A 21,597-nucleotide genomic window follows, 5' to 3' on the forward strand; every position below is an offset into this window, starting at 1 on the left:
GACCCTAAGCCCGGCGGTCTGCGGGAAAACTAACATGGGCGAAATAGCATTTGGGGCAGAATATCGCAATGTAAACCGGCCAAATTTGCCGCCACTGCCCGGTTTTGCTGTGACCTTTATCGCCACGTCGTAAAATCATTGCGAACGGGCGGCTTCACCCCCTACAAAAGGGGACCATACAACATCCTTTTGCCAATCGATAAACGGACATCATGAGCAAGACAGTCGCTGTCAGTGATCAAAACGGGACCGAAGCCCTTGCCGCGCAGCTTGCATCCATCGCCAAGGCGGGGGATGTGATCTTGATGCATGGCACATTGGGCATGGGGAAAAGCGCGTTTTGCCGCGCCTTTGTCCGCGCAGTGGCCGGGAACCCGGATGAAGAAGTGCCAAGTCCGACCTTTACGCTGGTGCAGGTTTACGAGTTTGATCCCCTGCCGGTCTGGCATTTTGATCTTTATCGTTTGTCTGACGCGGAAGAAGTTCATGAACTTGATATCGAGGATGCCTTTGCCGATGCGGTCAGTCTGATCGAATGGCCTGACCGGTTGGATTATCTGACCCCGCAAAACCGGCTGGATATTCATATCGAACCCGGATCGAATGAGGATGCGCGCGTGTTTGTGCTTGAACCCCATGGCGCAGACTGGGAATCGCGGATTGCCAATATGACGGGGAAAACTCAATGACGGGCACGACAGTCGAACAGGGGCGGCGCAACGCAGATCGTCAGGATTTTCTCGGCGCCTGTGGCTGGCAGACGGCACAGGTCATGCCCTTGGTCGATGACGCGTCAGCGCGGAAATATTTTCGGCTTGAACGCAAACATGACACCGCCCTTTTGATGGATTTCCCGCCCAGTGCGATCCATGTTGACCCACACGGCATTTACGAAAACCCGGAACGTCCGGCATCGGTTGAGCCGGTGTTACAGACGACGGCCTTGTTTGAACGCGCCGGATGGCGGGTGCCAAAAATCCATGCGTCTGATGTGAAACGCGGGCTTGTCCTGATCGAAGATTTTGGTGATGTCACCTTTACCCGTGCACTTCAGTCGGGCGGGACGATGGATGGGGTTGGGCAGGATGGGCTTTATCTGCGTGCGGTGGATCAGCTGATTGGGCTGCATCGGTTTTGTGATGCTGGCGCAGTGGCCGATTGCGGATTGGTGACCTATGGGGCCGACAATTTCCGGCGCATGCTGACCAGTTTTAAAACCGATTATCTGCCATTGATCATTCCAGATGCGCAGAAGCGTGATGCGGCGATGGTCGATTTTGATCGATTGCTTGATGATGTCTTGCCGCTGTGCTGGCGGGTTGGGGATGCGATCATTCACCGCGATTATCATGTCGATAACCTGATGCTGGTCGAGAACGGCGATGGAGGGGATGATTGCGGGATCATTGATTTTCAGGACGCCGCCATTGCCCCACGTCCCTATGATCTGGCGTCGCTTTTGCGCGATGTGCGCCACGACATCAGCCCGGATCTGGAAAGCCGGATGAAGCAATTCTATCTGGCGGCCTTCCCAAGTCTTGATCATTCCGATTTCGAAACGGCTTATGTCGCCAATTCGATGGTGCGTAATTTCAGGATATTGGGCCGGTTTGGCTGGCTTGCGATCAAGGCCGGGAAAACGCGCTATTTCGATTTTATTCCGCGCTGCTGGGATCTTATTCTACGCGGGGCGGTCGATGGGTTGCCTGCCTTGCATCACTGGGTGGAAACCCACATTCCTTATGATGCCCGTAAGGCTCCGAACATTAGCCTGAGCCCAACGCATTCAAACAAAAAGGCGCCTCAATGACCGGCAGCACACAGAAAGCACAGGCGATGGTACTGGCGGCCGGTCTTGGCAAACGCATGCGCCCGATTACCGATACGATGCCAAAGCCCCTTGTGCCGGTTGCGGGCAAACCGATGCTTGATCATGTGCTCGATAAACTTGCCGCTGCTGGCTTTGATCAGGCCGTGGTCAACAGTCACTATCTGGGTCAGATGATTGTTGATCATGTTGGAATGCGCAGCACACCCAAGGTTCTGACATCGCCGGAATCCGATTTGTTGGAAACCGGTGGCGGAGTGAAAAAGGCCCTGCCGATGCTTGATCGTGATCTGGTGCTGGTTGCCAATGCCGATGTGTTCTGGACCGAAGGGGCCGAACCGCTTTTTGATCGGTTGATGGCGGCATTTGATCCCGAACATATGGATGCGTTGCTGGCGCTTTATCCGGTGTCGGGGGCGTTTGGTTATGACGGGGCGGGTGATTTCTTCTGGCAGGTTGACGGGCGGTTAAAACGACGTGGGGACGCGCCGTCGGCACCCTATTTCTTTACCGGCGTGCAGGTTTTATCGCCGCGTTTGTTTGAAAATACCCCCGATGGGTCCTTTTCGCTAAATGTTGTTTATGACAAGGCCCTTGCGGCCGGACGATGTTATGGTCTGGTGCATGACGGGCGGCATTTCCATATCGGTACGCCAGACGCACTTGCCGAGGCCGAACCGATCATTGCGGGTGCATTGGAAGATGAACGGGCCAAACAGGCAACAGTCGGGGAGCTATAATGGCCGACCTGTTTGATTATATGGACGCATCTGATGCCTTCGCCCAGGACATGGCGAACCCCGAAAACCTGTTTTTTATCCCGCCGGGTGAGGCCTTTGCCGATCTGATTGCCAAACAGCTGATGACCGAAACCGCCGATCAGCCCGATGCACTGCCTGATTATGTTTTGATGGTGCCCAACCGTCGATCCGCCAAGGTAATGCGCGATGCGTTCCTGCGCCAGTCGGGCGGGGCGGTGACGTTATTGCCGACTATTCGACCACTCGGCGAGGCGGACGAGGATGAACTGGCGATTTATGGCGCGGGCGGGCAACAGGCTGCCCTTGATCTGCCGCCAGCCATCCCGGATTTGCAACGCAAATTGCTGCTGACCCGCCTGATCATGACCCGGTCGGATCATCGCGGTGAAAAACCAACCGCCGATCAGGCCGCCCGTCTGGCCGGGGAACTGGCCCGGTTTCTTGATCAGGTTCAAACGGAAAACTGCCAGTTTGACGACCTTAAGGGACTGGTGCCCGAAGAATTCGCTGAACACTGGCAACTGACGTTAGAATTCCTGCAAATCCTGACCCTGCATTGGCCGGGTATTCTGGCAACTCAGGATGTTAGCGACCGGGCGATGCGGCGTAATGCGCTGATCAAGGCGCAGATTGAACTGTGGCAGGACAATACCCCGCAAACACCGGTTCTGATTGTCGGCTCCACCGGGCCGTTCCCGGCCTTGCGCGATTTGATGGCGGCGGTTCTTGCCATGCCCAAGGGACGCGTGGTTTTGCCCGGCCTGATGTCGGGGATTAGCCATGAAGACTGGGCCGCCATTCAAGATGACGCCGCCCATCCCCAGCATCTTTTGGACAAGACATTGCGCCATATCGGGCGCAGTGCGGACAGTGTTTTGCCCTGGCCTGCGTTGGGGGACGACAGTGACATCACGATTGAACGCCGCCGATTGGCGCGCGAAGCCCTGCGCCCGGCCAAAACCACCCATCATTGGCGCCACATTACCGGGTTCGCCCCCGATGTTTTGGGCGGCGTATTACGCGTCGATTGTTCGGGGGCGCGCGAAGAAGCCACCACCATTGCGCTGATGATGCGCGACGCCCTTGAAAATCCCGCCATGACCTGTGCGCTGGTGACCCCGGACCGTGGTCTGGCGCGGCGTGTGGCAACTGAGCTGCGCCGCTGGGAAGTTGAAATTGATGATTCGGCCGGGATCCCCCTTCATGACACCGCACCGGCGATTTATTTACGTCTGGTGGTGCGCGCGGTGCAGGAAGAATTCGCCCCCGTGCCGTTGCTTGAATTGCTGAAACATCCGTTGTCGGCGGCGGGGCTTCCGCCTGAAACCTTTCGTGTGTTGACCCGTTTGCTCGAACAGTATGTCTTGCGCGGGGCGCGCCCGGGGCCGGGGCTGGATGGGTTGCAAACCGCCCTTGATGGCTGGCGCGATGAATTCATTGAACGGATGAAAAACAGTGGTTCGGAACATGCCCATGCCCGGATTGAACGCACCCGCGATGATCATGCGCGGTTGACCGATCTGGTGGCACGTTGTGCTGAATGCCTGACCCCGCTTGCCGATTTGAATGCCGATAAAACGCTGTCTCCAGTCGGTGCATTGCGCAGCCACATCATGGCCGCCGAAGCCCTGGCCGCCAGTGATACCCAACCCGGTGCGGATCGCCTGTGGCGCGGCGAGGCGGGCGAAGCCTTGGCCGATTTCGTCCATGAATTGCTCAATGCCCTTGGCGAGTTCGTGGCGATGCCCGGCAATCGCTACGGCGCGTTTCTGGATGCGTTGATGGCGGATCGTGCGGTGCGCCCGCGTTATGGCAAACATCCGCGCCTGTTTATCTGGGGCACGGTCGAAGCCCAGATGCAGCAAGCCGATTTGACCATCCTTGGCGGTCTGAACGAAGGCGTCTGGCCCCCCGAAGCCGGGGCCGACCCATGGATGAGCCGCCCGATGCGCCAAAAATTCGGCCTGCCTGCCCCCGAACACCGGGTCGGGCAATCGGCCCATGATTTTCAGCAGCTGTTTTGTTCGCCCAATGTGGTGATGACGCGTGCTTTGCGTGTTGAAGGCACACCAACCGTGCCATCGCGGTGGTTGTTACGGATTGAAAACATTCTGCGCAAATCCGGGGTTTCGATGGAAACCGCCGATGCCGCCGAGTGGCGCGCACTGGCCGAAACACTTGACGAGCCCGCCGACGAGATGCGCCGTAAAATTGGCCGTCCGGCCCCCAAGCCGCCGGTGTCTGCCCGCCCGCAACGTTTGTCCGTCACCCAGATCGAAACATGGATGCGTGATCCCTATGCGATCTATGCCCGCCACATCTTGGGGCTGCGCAAGCTTGACGGGGTGGACGAAGACCCCGGTGCCGCCGATTACGGCAACCTGATCCATGACGCCCTTGATCAATTCATCGCGCGTCATCCAGATCATTTACCGCCCGACGGTGAACAGGAATTGCTGATCATTGGCCGCGACGTATTCAAACCCCTGGCCGCCCGACCGGGGCTTTGGGCGTTCTGGTGGCCGCGGTTCGAACGGATTGCCAAATGGTTCATCCAGACCGAAGCCACGCGGCGCGGCGATGTGCGTAAATCCTATACCGAGCAATCAGGTACCCTTGATACGCCAAGCGGGTTTCAGGTGTATGCCCGTGCTGACCGGATTGATGCGCTTCGCGATGGCGGGATTGCGATCATTGACTATAAAACCGGTGCGCCGCCCAGTCAGGGGGATGTGGCAAACGGTTTTGCGCCGCAATTACCGCTTGAAGCAGCGATTGCGGAAAAGGGGGGCTTTGGCGATGTGCCGGCTGGCCCGCCCGCATCAATGGCGTTCTGGAAGCTTTCAGGTGGTGATCCGGCGGGTGAGATTGTCGAGATCAATACCAATCGCATGAAAACCACGCCCGCCGCACTCGCACATGAGGCAGTTGATGGGGTGAACGATCTGGCCGCCGCCTTTGCCGATCCGGCGACACCGTATCTCAGTGTGCCGCATCCTGATCATGCGCCGAAATATTCCGACTATGTTCATCTTTCGCGTCGGCGCGAATGGATGGGCAGCGAAGATGTCGAGAATGTCGAGGATGGCGATGTTAGCGCTAACATCAAGGCTGGGCCAGATGTTGGGGAAGGGGATAAGTCATGACCGAAATGCGCGGAACTGATCCCAATGTCCTGCAACGCAGCGCGTCTGATCCAAGTGCTTCTGTCTGGGTGTCGGCATCTGCCGGGGCGGGCAAGACCAAGGTTCTCTCAGACCGGGTTTTGCGTCAGATGCTCTCTGGCACCGAACCCCATCGTATTTTATGTCTGACCTTTACCAAGGCGTCAGCGGCCGAAATGGCCAACCGGGTTAATGAGCGTTTGGGGCATTGGGCGACGATGGAGGACCGCGCCCTTCATGACGACCTGACCAATCTTTCGGGTGCAGCCCCCAGTTCAGACGAAACCATGCGCGCGCGGCAATTGTTTGCCCGGGTTCTTGATGCGCCGGGTGGCATGAAAATTCAGACCATTCACGCCTTTTGCCAGTCGCTGTTGCGGCGTTTTCCGCTTGAAGCTGGTCTGGCGCCGCACTTTGAAATCATGGATGACCGAACAGCCGCCGAAACGATGGCTGCGGTGCAGGAAGAAGTTCTGGCCTTTGCCCGCACCGGGCGCGATGAGGGTTTGGCAGATGCGCTTTCGGTTGTGACCGGACAGGTTCGCGAAGGTGCCTTTGGCGAGGTTATGAGCGAACTTGCCCGTGAACGGGGTCGTCTTAAACGCATGCTGACCAATCTTGGCGGGGCGGACCGCATGCGTGATGCGGTGTATGCGGCCCTTGGTGTGCCGGTCGGGGTCAGCGAAGACGCGATTTTGCGAAAGGCCCTGTCAGACGATGCCTTTGACCGCGATGGGTTAATGCGGGGGCTTGCCGCCCTTGAGGCCGGAACCAAAACCGATCAGGCACGTGTGCCAGCCTTGGCGCAGTTTTTGGAAAAAACCAACGTCGAAGACCGGCTTTCGGTGTTTGGTGAGTATCGCAGCGTGTTCTTTACCGCTGCGGGGGAACCGCGCGCCAAACTGATCACCAAGGGGGCGGCGGAAAACCATCCGATGGGGGCTGATGCGCTGGAACACGAAGGTGCCCGTCTGATTGAAATTGATCGCCTGCGCAAGGCTGCGGCCATGGCCGGGGCGACGGCGGCCTTGATCACCATTGGCAACGCGATGCTGGACCGCTATGCGACGAAAAAGGCGCTGCATGCGCGCCTTGATTACGATGATTTGATCCTGACCAGCCTGAGCCTTTTGCAACGTCAGGCCGGCATGGCGGGCTGGGTGTTGTTCAAACTCGACGAAGGCCTTGATCACATCCTGATTGACGAAGCGCAGGATACCAACCCCGAACAGTGGGAAGTGGTGCGTATTCTTGCCGAAGAATTCTTTATCGATGCCGGGCGTCATGCCGATAAACCCCGCACCATCTTTGCCGTTGGGGATGCGAAACAATCGATTTACAGCTTCCAGCGGGCCGATCCGGAAAAATTCGCCGAAATGCGACGCTATTTCCGCGAACGGGCCCAGCAAATCGAAGCTGCATGGCGCGAAGTACCGATGAACATTTCATTCCGGTCCACCGATGCGGTTTTGGGCACGGTGGATCGTGTCTTTGCCGGGCCGGTTGCCAAACAGGGCGTTGGCGATGAAGGCGATGATGTCGCCCATAGCCCGTTTCGGGTTGGGCAGGCCGGCCGGATTGAACTTTGGCCAGCGGTTGAACCCGAAGAACGCACGCCTGAAGACCCATGGACGCCACCGACCCGGATTGTGCGCCTTGAGGACCCGGAAATCAGATTGGCCCGGGTTATTGCCGGGCGCATTCGCCATGCGATTGATGAAGGCGAAATCCTGACATCACGCGGGCGTCCGGTGCGGGCCGGTGACTTCATGATTTTGGTGCGCCGTCGGACCGCCTTTGTCGATGAAGTGGTCAAGGCGCTTAAGGAACGCAATGTGCCGGTGGCCGGTGTTGACCGGATGCAAATCACCGATCAGTTGGCGGTAATGGACTTGGTGGCGTTTGGTCGGTTCCTTCTGATGCCCGAGGACGATCTGACACTGGCCGAAGTTTTGAAAAGTCCGTTGATCGGGCTTGATGACGATCAGTTGTTTGAAATTGCCCACAATCGGCCCAGAACCCTTTGGCATGCGCTGCGTGAAAAGGCGGCCATTGTTGAGGACGGATCGCCGTTCGCACGCGCTTACGGGTTTTTGTTCAAATGGCTGGGGCGGGTCGATTACGAACGCCCGTTTGAACTGTTTGCCGAATTGCTGGGCGGGCGGGGCGAAGATGCCCGTGGTGTGCGTGCGCGCCTGGTCGGGCGGCTGGGCATTGAGGCCAACGACCCGATTGATGAGTTCCTCAACCTTGCCATGGGCTATGAAGCCGATCATGCCCCGACCTTGCAGGGGTTCTTGCACTGGCTGATGGCCGGCGATGCGGAAATCAAGCGTGACCTTGAACAAAGCGGGCGCGATGAAGTCCGCATCATGACCGTGCACGGGGCTAAGGGGCTTCAGGCCCCCATCGTCTTTTTGCCCGATACCATGCAGGTGCCAACACAGGCCCCCAACCTGTTTTGGCAGGAAGACCGCAATTTGATGTTCTGGTTACCGCGCGTCGCACTTGAAACCGATGTTGTGTCGCGCCTGCGCGATGCCATCGCGGTGAAGCGCGATCAGGAATATAACCGGTTGCTTTATGTTGCGCTGACCCGTGCCGAAGACCGGCTTTATATCTGTGGCTGGCAGGGACGCCGCAAGGCGCCGGACCATTGCTGGTACAATCTGTGTGAACAGGCGATGGAAGGCTATGCCAAGTCCGAACAGATTGATCTTGGCACCTATTCCGGGTCCGGCTGGTCTGGCGAAGGGTGGATATGGCAAACCGATCAAAGTCAGGCGCCCAAACCCGACCGTGTGGCGGCAAATGATGCGCAGGAACAGCCCCGTGCACGCACGTTGATCCGTGCGACGGCACCGGTTGAAACCTTCCCGCCCAAGCCGCTGGCACCCAGCAAAATGATCGAAGACGACGAAGTTTTCCAGTCACCCTTGGGCGGGGATCAGGGGCAAAGCTTTAAACGCGGTCTTTTGATCCATAAGCTTCTGGAATTGTTGCCAGACCTTCCGGTGGATGCCCGCCGTGCAGCCGCCGCACGGTTCCTTGCGCAATCGGTGCATGGTCTTGAGCCCGATCAGCAGGGCGAAATTGCCGATGAAACCCTCCGCATTTTTGAAAACCCCGACTTTGCCCCGGTCTTTGCCATAGGCTCACGCGCCGAGGTGCCGTTGGTCGGTGTTGTGGGTGGGGATGTTGTTTCCGCCCAGATTGACCGCCTTGTGGTGCGTGACGATGAGGTCATGATTGTCGATTACAAAACCAACCGCCCGCCGCCGCGCGATGTGGAGGGCACGCCCAAGGCATATCGTCGTCAAATGTCGATCTATCGTGCGGCTTTGCGGCAGATGTATCCGGGCAAGAATGTCAGGTGTTTTATCCTCTGGACCAATGGGCCGTGGATGGTTGAGCTTCCCGATCATGTTCTGAATTTTGGCTAAAGGCTGCGACTCTGCAGAAGTCTTGGCTTTGCGCTGGTGACATTGCAGCAGATCGCCCAATGCGCTTGACGTTTGCGTCAGTGCTGCCTACCTTGGCCTCATACAGCGGATCGAGGTGTGTGGGGGACGACCCCAAGCCTCGTAACAACTAGGATACTGAAAGTATGACCACGATTAAAGTTTCCGACGGTTCGTTCGATAGCGACGTTCTGGGTTCCAACGACCCGGTTCTGGTCGATTTCTGGGCAGAATGGTGCGGTCCGTGTAAGCAGATTGCGCCATATCTCGATGAAATCGCCGGTGAACTGGGCGGTAAGCTCACGATCGCCAAGGTGAATATCGACGAAAACCCGAACACCCCGGCAAAATACGGTGTGCGCGGCATCCCGACCCTGATGATTTTCAAGGGCGGCGAAGTTGCAGCGATGAAAGTCGGCGCACTCCCGAAAAGCGCACTTGTTGACTGGATCAACCAGTCGATCTGATCGCTTGATCGGAACAGAACTTAAAAAGGCGGGCTGAATTTCAGCCCGCCTTTTTTCATGTGTACGCGTCTATATCGTAAATGCTTCGCCTGCCGGAATACGGCGTTCCCAGATCATGAGTTCTTCAATCCGGGTTAGTCCAAACCGTTCAAGCGCCTTCCACGACGCGGCATTTCTTGCTTCGGCATAGCCAATAATCGGAACGTTCCACCGGTCTGCGACCAGCTGGGCCAGATGTCGACACATCAGGTCAACCGAACCGGTTCCCCAATGGCGACGCAAGCAGGTATATTGCGGTGAAAGAACGGAATCTCCCAGGTAGCTTAGCGTAATGCTGCTTGTAACTTCATCACCGAGTTTGGCGATGATGATATCATTGGCGTCAGCCTCAAAATTCTTGCGCATGCGCTCAGGCGTGCTGGGGTTAACGCTGTCGCGGTTTGAAAAGGCGCGGTTATAGATGTCTGCCAACTTTTCAAAGATTTCCGGATCAGAAGCGACATACGCATCATCAATCACAAGTGTTGTATATCCGCGTTCAACCGCCCGATCCGCATGTGGGAATTCACCAGACCGCGGTGGCCCGGGTTCACGCTTATAGCGATAGGTTCCGGGTATCTCGGCAAACCCCATCTCTGTCATTTTTGTGTGCGGCAAAGTCACTTCAGACGGGTTGTAAACGTGGTAACGGGTGTCACGCGTGGCGGTATTCGTGTTTTCCGTCGCAAGAACTGCGCGCAGTAAGCTTGCATTTGTTTCGGGGTTTTTGTCTTTGCCTTCGGCCGACATCATCACCAGAAGGCCGCCCTCACGGGTTTCCTTACGCTGGATTTTGACCGCCGCCTGCATCTTGCCGTCTTCGTCCTGAAGTGCATAGTCACTGCCTTGCGTTAGAATGGCGGCGGCCAGATCAATGGTTTGGTAGTACCGCCGCCCTTCTTCGTCGGCGATTTCCATGCGCAACGCGACATAGGGCGCGATGTTTTCCTGCGTGACGGCGACAAGTTGCATGTTGCTCAAAACTTCTCTTGGCTTAGGGTCAGGACCTATTAATTCATTGTGTTCTGTTTGAATAAAAACGTTCAAACAGATTTGATATCAGGGAAGGAAAGGCTTGATGCCTTTTCAAGCTGATATCGGGACTGGAGGGATGTTTTTATCCAAACCCTTCGGGCACCAGTCAATTTATGTGTGGAGGGTGTCGCTGTCCCTTGAAAACCATGAGGTTTCCTGCGGGAAATCTCCTACCCACACATAAATTGGCTGGTGCAGAACGCATTTAATTAATAGGTCCTGACCCTAAAGTCACAATTAGGGTCTTAGGTTTAACTATCAGTGCTTTAATACGCCAAAAGGTCAAGGGGAACAGATGGATATCGATCCGTTTTGGGCATCAATCGCGGCAAAGGCGGCTACCATTGATGAACGGCTGTCGGGAAAATACGTTCCTGCTCCCGGCAAGGATGAGGCATGCTATGCATCTCAGTCCGAAACTGACGATGCTCATCAGCGATTTCTGCAGCAATGGTGTGAATTTGCTTCTAACGGGGATGCTGACCTGTTTACCCGCCGTCTTGCCAGAGACGGTCTGAAGGCAAATGACGTTGCCCCGTATCTTGGGGATGTTGTGCTCCGTGCCGGAGAAGAACCCCCGGAATGGCTTGCGACCGCATATTGGGTATTTGACGCGATTGTATTGGGGGACGGTGATGCTGCTGGGGACTGTCCCCCCGATATTCGCAATGACGTGCCGTTTGCAGATTTGATCTGGCCGGTTGTCGTTGCTGCGCGGGCGCGGGTTCAGGGTTTTGATGCGGCCCTACTGAGTGTGGATGCAAGACACGATCTTGATCGTATTTTGATCCTGCGCTTGGCCAAGGTTTACACGCATACACTTTATGAAAGCTTTGAATCGTTTCGTCAGGCCGTTGGTATCAAGCCTGAAGACACATCCGGGCCGGAGGTCTATGACGCCTTCACATCTGCACTGCGCAGCGGACCCTTTGCCAATCTGGTGTCAAACCGCCCCGTCATGATCCGCCTGCTGGCAACCATTGTTGATCAGTGGATTGTCGTAACAGGTGAGTTCATCGACCGTTTGCGGCGTGATATGGCCGCGTTTGGGGTCCATTTCCCGGAACTTCGTGAAGTATCAGTTGTTCAAAAGATTACCGGCGGGATTTCAGATTCCCATGATCACGGGCGGTCGGTTCTGATCCTTGAATTCGATACGGCTGCCAAGATTGTGTATAAGCCGCGCCCGATTGGTGCAGAGCAGGCCTGGAAGGGCCTGTCGGATTGGTTGGTCAAGAGCGGTTCGGACATCCGGCTTGGTGCTGCGCAAACATGGTGCCTGCCAGATTATGGCTGGATGGCATATGTCGACCATGACGCAGCCCTGTCATCGGATCGGGCGCCTGCTTTCTATCGTGCTTCCGGTCAGTTGCTTGCGCTGCTTTACTGCCTGAAGGGCAGTGACATGCATCATGAAAACGTCCTGATTGCAGATGGGCGCCCTGTGGTCATTGACCTTGAAACACTGTTTCAGCCGGAATTGCGGTTTCTGCCGGGCGGCACAAAGGCGCTGCATGCAAAGGAACTTGCGACCCACAATTTTGGCAAAGGCGTGATTGCTGTGGGGCTGCTGGCGCAACGCAAAAACATTGCCGGGCATTGGGTTGATGACGGTGGTCTGGCCACATCGGTGCCAAAGCCGGTTCGCGATGTCCGGTTAACGAACATTAATCAGGGCAATATGATCTTTGAAACCGTCACAGTGGAAAAGCCGCTTTCCGGCTTGGGCATTACCATTGATGGCAAACCAGCCGATGCGGCGGATTACGTTACAGACCTTATCGACGGGTTTTGCAACACCATTAATTTCCTGTCTGATAACAGCGCTGCGTTCCTTGGCAAAGACGGGCCGCTTGGTGGATTTAAGGATGTGCGCATTCGCCATGTTTTGCGCCCAACCGCCTATTATCAGGAACTCGAATACGCCATACGTACGCCGCAAAATCAGCAGGATGGCTTTGTCTGGAGCCTGCATTTCGAAAGACTCGCACGTCGTGCGCGCTGGGATATTGATGATTATCCCGGGTGGGGCATTCTTGCCCACGAACGCACAGCATTAACCCGAATGGATGTGCCGCTTTTTACCGGTAAGACAGATCAGGATGGTGTCTGGGCCGATGGTAAACTTGTTTGCACCGATTTCACCGCATCGGCGGTGTTGCCCAACCTCCGTGATCGTCTGGACCATCTGAAAGCCAATCTGGAATATGATTGTGCAATTATCCGCCAGCATGCTCTTTCAACACGGTTTGCCAACTTGCCGCCGCGCAGGCCATGGACGGATACGCCTGTTTGCAGCGATGTCGCTGTCGCCGCCCACCAATCGGCCCTTTCCATCGCACGATACATCGCCGATCAGGCGATCCTGTGTGATGGCGCTGCGTGCTGGATGATCGCAGATGCCACAGCGGATGGCGCAGCCCTTCAGGTCACCGCGATGGGCGAGCAGTTTTATGAAGGCACCGCCGGTGTTGCCCTTTTCTTTGCCGGATGTCACGCGATTGATCCGAGTGGTGAATGGAAAACACTGGCTTTGGAGGCACTTGAAGCCCCACGTGCGACGGCAGACCAACTGAGTTCGGTCGGTGGGTTTGAGGGATTTGGCGGCCTTGTTTATGTGTTGGTACGCTGTGCCGATCTGCTTGATGCACCTGAATTGCGCGATGAAGCCATCCGAATTTCCGAATGTATTGATGATGTCGCTGTTGATGCGGACAAGGCACTCGATGTCATAAGCGGGGTGTCAGGCGCGATACTGGGGTTGCTGGCGCTTTATCGCGACACCGGTGATCGCGCCGTGCTGGATCGGGCTATAATGTGCGGAAAACATCTTCCCGACGACCCGGCGGCATGGACAGGTATTGGCGATCGCGTATTGGCAGGCATGTCCCATGGTGCTGCCGGGTCGGTTTTGGCCCTTTTGAAACTCTATCAGGCCTGCGGTGATGGGGCATTTCTGATCTTGGCCCAACGGGGTCTTGAGTTTGAACGCAGCCTGTTTGACCCGGTCGAAAAGGGATGGCCCGATTTACGCGGTGAAAAACCAGTTCGTGATCCTGTCCAATGGTGTCATGGGGCAGCGGGGATCGGTTTTGCCCGGATGGCGGCCCTTGATGTGCTGGATGCCCCGGCCATTCGCGATGAAATTGAAACGGCAATCGCGGCGGTTCTGGCAACCCAGGACGGGGGGCGTGATAATCTATGCTGTGGCCATGCCGGGCGGTTTTCAATGTTGCGATATGCTTTGGAACTTGGATGTGGCCCGGATGATCTGGAACATCGCTTTAATCATCGTTTGTCTGCGTGGATCAGTCGGCTTGATAACCCGGATATTATCGGCCTGATGGCGCGTGACAAGGTGTTTCAGACCGGCTTGATGCAAGGATTGCCCGGCATTGGACAGGCGCTTCTTGAAATCGCAGCCCCCGAAAAAATCAGACCGGTGCTGACACTGGAATAACTTTTCTGATTTTTCGGTGCTCCTTTTGGGCAAAGGCAGACAAGAAAAGCATACTAACACCCAGTTGACGATCGCGGTCTTGATCGCCTGTGTTTGTCTTTTGGCAGGGCATGATACGATCAGAACTCTACCCGCGAACCTGCCGTGAACGTGCGTTGCCAGCTGAAATGCTCCTGAACCGGATAGAGGCCAAAGCGTTCCAGCGCGCGACGCGATGCTGCGTTGGGTGTGTCGGCATAGGCAATGATGGGGAGGTTCCAGCGTCGGGTAACTTCCTTGACCTGATGTTTGCAAATCAGATCAGCCGCCCCGGTTCCCCAGTGTTTTCGCAGGCATTCCAATTCGGTCGCAAGAACTTCTTGGTCAAGTTTTAGAAAATGTGTGCTGGCGACAAGTTCGTCATCCAGCATGCAGATAACATAACCACTATCGAGTTGATGGTAATTTTTTTCCCGTTCCTCGGCGGTTATCTTTTGTGCATTGGGGCGCCTTGCAAAGGCCCGATCATAGACGTTGCTTATGCGCGAAAAAATGTCGGGATATTTCGCAATCAGATCATCATCAAGCACCATCGGGCGATAGCCAAGCTGTTCTCCCTTGGCGGCATGTGGGAATTCACCCGCGCGTGGTGGAGCTGGATCGCGGACATATTTGATGTTTTCTGAGTTCTTTGAAAACCCCATCGCGTGCATGTCTGCCTCGATAAAGGAAAGCCCGCTGGATGGATAAAGGTGGTAGCGGGTGTCGCAATCAACGGATGGTTGGTTTTCAGTTTTAAGCAATCGCGCGATCAGGTTGGTCAGATGCTTTTCGTCGCGCTTTTTTGGGTCAATCAACACGTAAACCGACATGCCATCATCATCAGTTTTACGTTTGATCGCGGCTGTGGCGACCACGACATCATCTTCCAGCAAGAAGTGATGAGACGTACTGGCAAGGATCATGGAAACCTGATCGGTTCCAGAAAGGTAGCTGGCGGTACTGGCGTCGACGACAGAAAGCCGGAAATCCAGATACGCCGCGACAGTGTCTTTTGTCACCGCAATGAGGGTTAAGGTCACGCATCTTTCCTTTGGGCCTGTCGGCAAAATGATGTTTCATCAAATGGCATTTTGGCAACAAGATCAATTTCTAAACAATTGTTTAGAAACGATTTGACGCAGTTGGCCGACCATCAGGATATATTGACATCGGATTGCAGGTGTCGTTCAATCATAGCGTGAATATCTTTAATGGTAATTTGGGGTAAAGAGCATGGTGCGAATGGAATGCACAACGAATGACCAGATGGCAGCCTGGCTTGTTTCTGGTGGTGCCGCTTCGGCAAAAACGATCATTGCAATGGACGATCAGGGTGTGGAATTGCAGGCGGCGATGCTGACGCGCTCACCACAGACCTGCTACAGCATTGGTCGTGATGACAACGGCCTTTCGGCTGCTGCTTATACCCATAGCATCGAATGCCGTACGCATCGGTAAGATACGGACATGACGGCGTTGCCACCTTAATTTCTGCTTCTGGTCTCAGATTTCGGTTTGTTGGAAGTATGTAGGATTAGCGGATAACTTTGGCGTGTTCTGGCGATGAGAAAGAGGCGGGCTGAATTTCAGCCCGCCTCTTTCTTGTGGGAAACGCTCTGAGGCAATCCAGGGAGACGGGTCCATTTAGGCACGCCGCGTTGGATGTGACGTTTACTTCGTCACGCATTCCCGAATTGACTTGTCCTCCCGATTGTACTTCTATTGGATAGTAAGTCTTTTCTTATGCAATTCAGGGATGAGAATCATGAACGCGATGGGAAATGCCACCGGCGATTTGATGGCCAATTGGATGACCAGTGGTGGGGCGTTGTTGGTGCAGGATGCAAACGTGACCGATAACCTTGACCAAGGACTGAGCACTGCTGCCAGCACTCAAGGTGCTTCTTGTGGATGGATTGACCCGGAAATCAGTGCTGCGCAAGGATCGCATCAGTTCAGGTGTGCAGTTTCGTAATCGGGTCGACTGACAGCGGCCTTGTGCTCCGGTCTTGCCGACTTGCCATGTGCGGACATCGACGTCGCCAACTGACGTTTTGAAAAGGGGTGGGCCGTGACAATGGCCCACCCCTTTTCAAATGCAACGGCCTTTAATACTCGTACGGCGAACCATCCATATTTTCCATCAGCACTTCGCGTTTGCCAACATGGTTGGCACCGGACACAACGCCGTTTTCTTCCATCTGTTCGATGATGCGTGCGGCGCGGTTATAGCCAATTGACAGTTTGCGCTGGATAAAGCTGGTGGATGCCTTTTTCTCGCGAAGCACTATGCCAACCGCCTGATTGTACAGATCATCGTCTGATCCATTGCCGCCCCCTGCACCAGCATTGCCGCCTGCCATATAGGCGGCAACCGGGTCTTCTTCGGGTTCTTCGGTAACGGTTTCAAGATAGGTCGGGTCGCCCTGATCACGCAGGTGCTTGACAATGCTTTCGACTTCCTCGTCCGATACAAACGGGCCATGGACACGCTGCAAACGGCCGCCCTGGCCCATGTAAAGCATATCGCCCTGACCCAGAAGCTGCTCGGCGCCCATTTCACCAAGAATGGTGCGGGAATCGATCTTGGACGTCACGGAATAGGAAATACGTGTCGGGAAGTTGGCCTTGATCGTGCCGGTGATCACGTCAACCGACGGGCGCTGTGTCGCCATGATCAAATGCAGGCCTGCTGCACGGGCCATCTGGGCCAGTCGCTGGATCGATGCTTCGACATCCTTGCCCGCCACCAGCATAAGATCGGCCATCTCATCGACAATCACGACGATAAACGGCAGCGGCTCCATCGGCAGTTCCTGATCTTCAAAGATCGGTTTGCCGGTTTCGGGATCAAAGCCGGTCTGAACCCGCCGTGTAAGCTGCTCACCCTTGGCCGCGGCTTCCTTGATGCGTTTGTTGTAACCGGCAATGTTACGCACCCCGACCTGGCTCATGGCGCGGTAGCGGTCTTCCATCTCGCGCACCGCCCATTTAAGCGCAACAACCGCCTTGTGCGGGTCGGTGACAACCGGGGTCAAAAGATGCGGAATGCCGTCATAAATCGACAGCTCCAGCATTTTCGGATCGATCATGATAAAGCGGCATTCTTCGGGTTTCAGGCGATACAGCAAGGACAGGATCATTGCGTTCACACCAACCGATTTACCCGAGCCGGTGGTCCCGGCAATCAACAAGTGCGGCATTTTCGAAAGATCGGCAATCACCGGGGTTCCGCCAATATCCTTGCCCAAGCTCATATTAAGCTTGCCGGTATTTTTTTCAAAATCACTCGATGCCAGAATTTCGTGCAAATGCACGGTTTCGCGGCGTGAATTTGGCAATTCAATCCCGATAACGTTACGACCCGGAACCACAGCAACACGGGCGGCAATCGCACTCATGGAGCGTGCAATATCATCGGCCAAGCCAATCACGCGCGATGATTTAACCCCGGCAGCGGGTTCAAGTTCATACAGGGTTACGACGGGGCCCGGGCGGACCTGAACGATTTCGCCCTTTACGCCAAAGTCCTGCAACACGGTTTCCAGAAGACGGGCATTTTGCGCCAGTGCTTCCTGATCAATCTGGTTGGCGTCGGCCGGGTCAGGCTCACTCAAAAGATCAAGCGGCGGGAAACGGTATTCTTCTGATCCAAGATCAAAGGATGCCTGACGCTGGGCGGAAGCCTTGTCACTGGGTTGCAGTTTTGCCGCTGGGGCGGCGACGATATGAACCGGCGGTTCGTGATCGACGTCGTCGTCAAGCTCGTCATATCCGTCGTCATCGCCGGTGTGACCAGCGGGCGGTTCGGACCGGCGGGTGGAAATGGAGGTTCCCATTTTGCCTTTGCCACTATCCATCGATGGTTCCTGCCGCGACCGTGCCGTGCGTTTGGTCCCCGGCTCATCGTTGGTTGATCCCGGAATGGCGGCCCGGGTCCCTGATACGACCTTACCGGCGGCATAGGAAAGAACACCCCCAAGGCGCGCCCAGTCAGACAGCGAATAGGCCATGCAAAAGATGGTCAAAACCATGCCCAGCACCATGGACGCCAGAGCAATCAGCGCACGCGCACCGGGAATGCCGATCATGGCAAAACCGGTTTGCAATTTCGAAAGCAGCAAATCACCGGCAAACCCGCCAAGACCAACCGTTAACGGCCAGTGCATGCCCGGTTCGATGGCAGCAGCGGAGGTCGCCACCAGCAACAGTGCCAGCGGCAAGACAAGGAAGCGTACCCACATCCAGTTAAACGGTTTAACCGCAATCAGCCGCATGCCCCAGCCCAGCAACAGCACAGTCAGCAATGCAGACGCCAAACCAAGGGTGCGCAACATCAAGTCCGCGCCATACGCCCCGACGATACCCAGCGGATTAAACAGCGTTGCCCGGTCACTGGCATGGTTAAACGACGGATCACCGGGATGGAACCCGATCAGCATGATGAAAAGGGTAATGGCCAAAAGGACCAGCCCAAGTCCGCAAATTCGCAAACCGCTTCGTTTCAGCAGCATCACAAGACTGCCGGGCATGAAGGCGGTTCCAAGAATGTTTGACTGACTGCTCATCTGGGTGTCCGTAACTGGTTATGGTCGGTATCTTGCGCGATAGTGTCGTCGATCATTTGGTCGGTGTTATGTCGGCACGGGTAACGTCAGTTTTCCAGTGCCTGTGCAATGCGTGTCAGACCGTCGCGCGTGGTTGCCAAATCATGCACCAGCGCGATGCGGATAAACTGTTTGCCCGGATTGCCGCCCTTGGCATCGGTGATCGAAAGATAACTGCCCGGAATGACCTTGACCCCGGCTTCGCGCCAGATTTTCTTGGTCGCGGCTTCGTCATCGCCAACATCAAGCCACAGGAAAAAGCCCCCCGGTGGACGATAAAATCCGAACCGGTTGCCAAAGATTTCCTCGGCAATGTCAATTTTGGCCCGATACAGATCACGGTTTTCCTGCGCATGGGCGTCATCGTTCCAAAGATCGACCGATGCGGCCATTACCGGCATCGGGATGGTGGCCGAACAATAGCTGCGCAGTGCGGTGAACCGTTTGACGATTTTGCGATCGCCTGCGACAAAACCTGATCGTAATCCCGGTGCGCTCGATCGTTTCGACAGGCTGTGAAACACAAGGACATTATCCATGTTCCCGCCCTGTGCTGCACAGATTTCAAGCGCACCTACCGGTGCGGCACGATCATAAATGTCGGCATAACATTCATCCATCGCCAGCACGAAATCATGTTTGCGCGCCAGTGCAATGATGCGTTCAAGGTAATCACGCGAGGCAATAGATCCTTGCGGATTGGCCGGTGAACACAGGAAAAACAGGCGGCACGCGTCTAACGTTTCGGTATCGATCTGATCAAGATCGGGCAAGAAGCCATTTTCAGGACCGGCGGCAAGCGGGACCATTTCCGCATCATTAAGCACAGCGGCCCCGCAATAGACCTGATAAAACGGGTTGGGCAAAAGGACCTTGGGCTTGGGGCCGGGTGTGTCTTGCGGGATGACGGTGGTCGCAATCAGATAAAGCGCCTCACGCGTGCCCGCCACGGGCAGGATATGGTCATCACGATCAAGCATGTCGGTGGGCAGATCATACCGGCGATCAAGCCAGTTTTTAATTGCCTCACGCAGTTCCGGCGTGCCAGCCCCCGGTGGGTATTTGTGCCAAAGGTTTGCATGTTTAACCATCGCATCGGTGATCATTGCAGGTGGAGTGTGCTGCGGCTCGCCAATCGACATCACCAACGGCGATTGTCCCGGTTCAATACCGTCAAGCAAGGCCGCCAATCTTGGGAACGGATAGGCAGGCAATTGATCGAGGCGTTCGTTAAACATGGTTGACGTCATTCCAGCTTGATCTGTGGCGCATCAGTGCGAAAGCCATGATGCGGATGCATGTTGGTTTAATATGGGCAATTTCCCCTCACTCTACCCCTATGCCAAAAGTGCAAAGAAAGATTTAAGAAGTGGCGTGTCTGAACGTAAAAAGCCCGGAAAGGTGCGCTTTCCGGGCTTTTGATTTTATGGTTATGTCTTTGGAGGTTTGCGACTAGCTGGCGCGCAAGTCATCCTCTGGATACGCACCGATCTTGTGGATCGACACATCTGCGCCATCAAATTCGTCTTCTTCAGACAGGCGAATGCCAATGGTTTTCTTCAATATCCCATAGACAGCAAACCCGGAAATGACGGCAAAAACAACACCCGCCAGCGATCCCGCCAACTGGGCGCCAAATGATACGCCGCCCATACCGCCAAGGGCTTCGAGGCCAAAGACGCCACAGGCAATGCCGCCCAAAAGACCGCACATCCCATGCAGCGGCCAGACGCCAAGCACGTCATCAATTTTCCATTTCGCCTGACACTGGTTAAAGCCCCAGACAAACAAAGCCCCGGCAAGCCCGCCGGTAACAAGGGCGCCAATCGGATGCATGACGTCCGATCCGGCGCAAACTGCCACCAGCCCGGCCAATGCACCGTTATGGACAAAGCCCGGGTCATTTCGCCCGGCCAGCAAGGCGGTTAAAATGCCGCCGACCATTGCCATCAGTGAATTAATCGCAACAAGCCCGGTGATGCCGCTAACCGATTGGGCGGACATGACGTTAAAGCCAAACCAGCCAACACACAAAACCCACGACCCAAGGGCCAGGAACGGGATGTTGGATGGCGGAATCCCAATCAGACTGCCGGTCTTGCTATAGCGTCCGCGCCGTACACCAAGGCAGATGACCGCACCAAGGGCGATCCATCCGCCGACCGCATGGACAACAATTGATCCGGCAAAATCATGAAACGGTGCACCAAAGGTGGCTTCGATCAGGTCCTGAAACCCGAAATTATTGTTCCAGACCATGCCTTCGAACAATGGATAGAAAACCCCGACCAGAATGGCCGTGGCGAAAAGCTGCGGATAAAAACGCGCGCGTTCGGCAATGCCGCCTGAAATGATGGCCGGAATGGCCGCAGCAAAGGTCAGCAGGAAGAAGAACTTAACAAGGTCATAGCCGCTTGAGGCAAACAGATGTTGTCCATCGACCATGGCGGAGCCGGAAAGAACGGTGGCACTGGCAAAGAAATTAACCCCATAGGCAACGCCATACCCGACAAAGAAATAGGCAATGGTCGATACCGCAAAATCGACAATGATTTTAACCAGTGCGTTGACCTGGTTCTTTTTGCGCACGGTGCCAACTTCAAGGAAGGCGAAACCGGCATGCATCGCAAGCACCATAATGGCGCCCATCAGGACGAAAAACACGTCCGAGGCAGTCTGGAAAGCCTCCATAAGGCATCCCCCCGTTTATTAAAAAGCGTTTCCTCTCGGTCCGTTCTTGCCGGGGCAGTCGGA

At 55.6% G+C, this 21,597-nt stretch carries 14 protein-coding genes; 9 read left to right on the plus strand and 5 right to left on the minus strand.

Going from position 1 to position 21,597, the window contains the following annotated elements; genetic code table 11:
• The first annotated feature begins 212 nt into the window (after window positions 1-212).
• The 6 genes from tsaE (at window position 213) to trxA (ending at window position 9,681) form a co-directional block, all read left to right on the plus strand.
• Entirely contained in the window at window positions 213-689 is a 477-nt protein-coding gene (tsaE, locus tag COO92_RS09765) for a tRNA (adenosine(37)-N6)-threonylcarbamoyltransferase complex ATPase subunit type 1 TsaE (RefSeq protein ID WP_101301674.1), read from the plus strand.
• Window positions 686-1,810 carry an aminoglycoside phosphotransferase family protein gene (locus tag COO92_RS09770; protein WP_101301676.1) on the plus strand — a complete coding sequence of 375 codons (1,125 nt, stop codon included), beginning with the start codon at window positions 686-688 and terminating at the stop codon, window positions 1,808-1,810. Before tsaE ends, COO92_RS09770 begins: the two co-directional genes overlap by 4 nt.
• Window positions 1,807-2,568, plus strand: a complete 762-nt coding sequence (locus COO92_RS09775; protein ID WP_101301678.1) for a nucleotidyltransferase family protein — start codon at window positions 1,807-1,809, stop codon at window positions 2,566-2,568. The genes COO92_RS09770 and COO92_RS09775 overlap by 4 nt, the downstream gene beginning before the upstream one ends.
• Window positions 2,568-5,735 carry a double-strand break repair protein AddB gene (addB, locus tag COO92_RS09780; RefSeq protein ID WP_101301680.1) on the plus strand — a complete coding sequence of 1,056 codons (3,168 nt, stop codon included), beginning with the start codon at window positions 2,568-2,570 and terminating at the stop codon, window positions 5,733-5,735. The genes COO92_RS09775 and addB overlap by 1 nt, the downstream gene beginning before the upstream one ends.
• Window positions 5,732-9,196 carry a double-strand break repair helicase AddA gene (gene addA, locus COO92_RS09785; RefSeq protein WP_101301682.1) on the plus strand — a complete coding sequence of 1,155 codons (3,465 nt, stop codon included), beginning with the start codon at window positions 5,732-5,734 and terminating at the stop codon, window positions 9,194-9,196. Before addB ends, addA begins: the two co-directional genes overlap by 4 nt.
• Before the next feature lie 164 nt (window positions 9,197-9,360).
• Window positions 9,361-9,681 carry a thioredoxin TrxA gene (gene trxA, locus COO92_RS09790; RefSeq protein ID WP_022732720.1) on the plus strand — a complete coding sequence of 107 codons (321 nt, stop codon included), beginning with the start codon at window positions 9,361-9,363 and terminating at the stop codon, window positions 9,679-9,681.
• A 69-nt stretch (window positions 9,682-9,750) separates the two neighbouring features.
• Here trxA and COO92_RS09795 read toward each other — a convergent pair whose 3' ends face one another.
• Window positions 9,751-10,701 carry a hypothetical protein gene (locus COO92_RS09795; protein WP_133125055.1) on the minus strand — a complete coding sequence of 317 codons (951 nt, stop codon included), beginning with the start codon at window positions 10,699-10,701 and terminating at the stop codon, window positions 9,751-9,753.
• Between the two features lie 349 nt (window positions 10,702-11,050).
• On the opposite strand from COO92_RS09795, the gene lanM reads away from it, so the two are divergent.
• Window positions 11,051-14,215 (plus strand): type 2 lanthipeptide synthetase LanM, encoded by a 3,165-nt coding sequence (gene lanM, locus COO92_RS09800; RefSeq protein ID WP_101301684.1) that lies wholly within the window; start codon window positions 11,051-11,053, stop codon window positions 14,213-14,215.
• 119 nt (window positions 14,216-14,334) lie between these two features.
• Here the strand turns inward: lanM and COO92_RS09805 are convergent, their stop codons facing one another.
• Complete coding sequence (locus tag COO92_RS09805; protein ID WP_101301686.1) at window positions 14,335-15,276, minus strand: GNAT family N-acetyltransferase; 942 nt, start codon at window positions 15,274-15,276, stop codon at window positions 14,335-14,337.
• Window positions 15,277-15,502: 226 nt separating this feature from the next.
• Between COO92_RS09805 and COO92_RS09810 the strand changes: the two genes are divergently transcribed.
• On the plus strand, window positions 15,503-15,694 hold the full coding sequence (locus COO92_RS09810) for a hypothetical protein (protein ID WP_133125056.1): 192 nt from the start codon (window positions 15,503-15,505) through the stop codon (window positions 15,692-15,694).
• Window positions 15,695-16,001: 307 nt separating this feature from the next.
• A complete protein-coding gene (locus tag COO92_RS09815) occupies window positions 16,002-16,211 on the plus strand; it encodes a hypothetical protein (RefSeq protein ID WP_101301688.1) in 210 nt (69 codons plus the stop codon).
• A 133-nt stretch (window positions 16,212-16,344) separates the two neighbouring features.
• On the opposite strand, the gene COO92_RS09820 is transcribed toward COO92_RS09815, so the two are convergent.
• The 3 genes from COO92_RS09820 to COO92_RS09830 form a co-directional block, all read right to left on the minus strand.
• Complete coding sequence (locus tag COO92_RS09820) at window positions 16,345-18,804, minus strand: DNA translocase FtsK (RefSeq protein ID WP_101301689.1); 2,460 nt, start codon at window positions 18,802-18,804, stop codon at window positions 16,345-16,347.
• Between the two features lie 86 nt (window positions 18,805-18,890).
• The gene (locus COO92_RS09825; protein ID WP_101301691.1) at window positions 18,891-20,081 is read right to left on the minus strand and encodes an aminotransferase class I/II-fold pyridoxal phosphate-dependent enzyme; all 1,191 of its coding nucleotides are present in this window, start codon (window positions 20,079-20,081) and stop codon (window positions 18,891-18,893) included.
• A gap of 214 nt (window positions 20,082-20,295) precedes the next feature.
• On the minus strand, window positions 20,296-21,534 hold the full coding sequence (locus COO92_RS09830) for an ammonium transporter (RefSeq protein WP_022732713.1): 1,239 nt from the start codon (window positions 21,532-21,534) through the stop codon (window positions 20,296-20,298).
• Between the last annotated feature and the right edge of the window lie 63 nt (window positions 21,535-21,597).

Origin of the sequence: Thalassospira lohafexi (genome assembly GCF_002844275.1) — a bacterium.
In the GTDB taxonomy this organism is placed as follows: Bacteria; Pseudomonadota; Alphaproteobacteria; order Rhodospirillales; family Thalassospiraceae; genus Thalassospira; species Thalassospira lohafexi.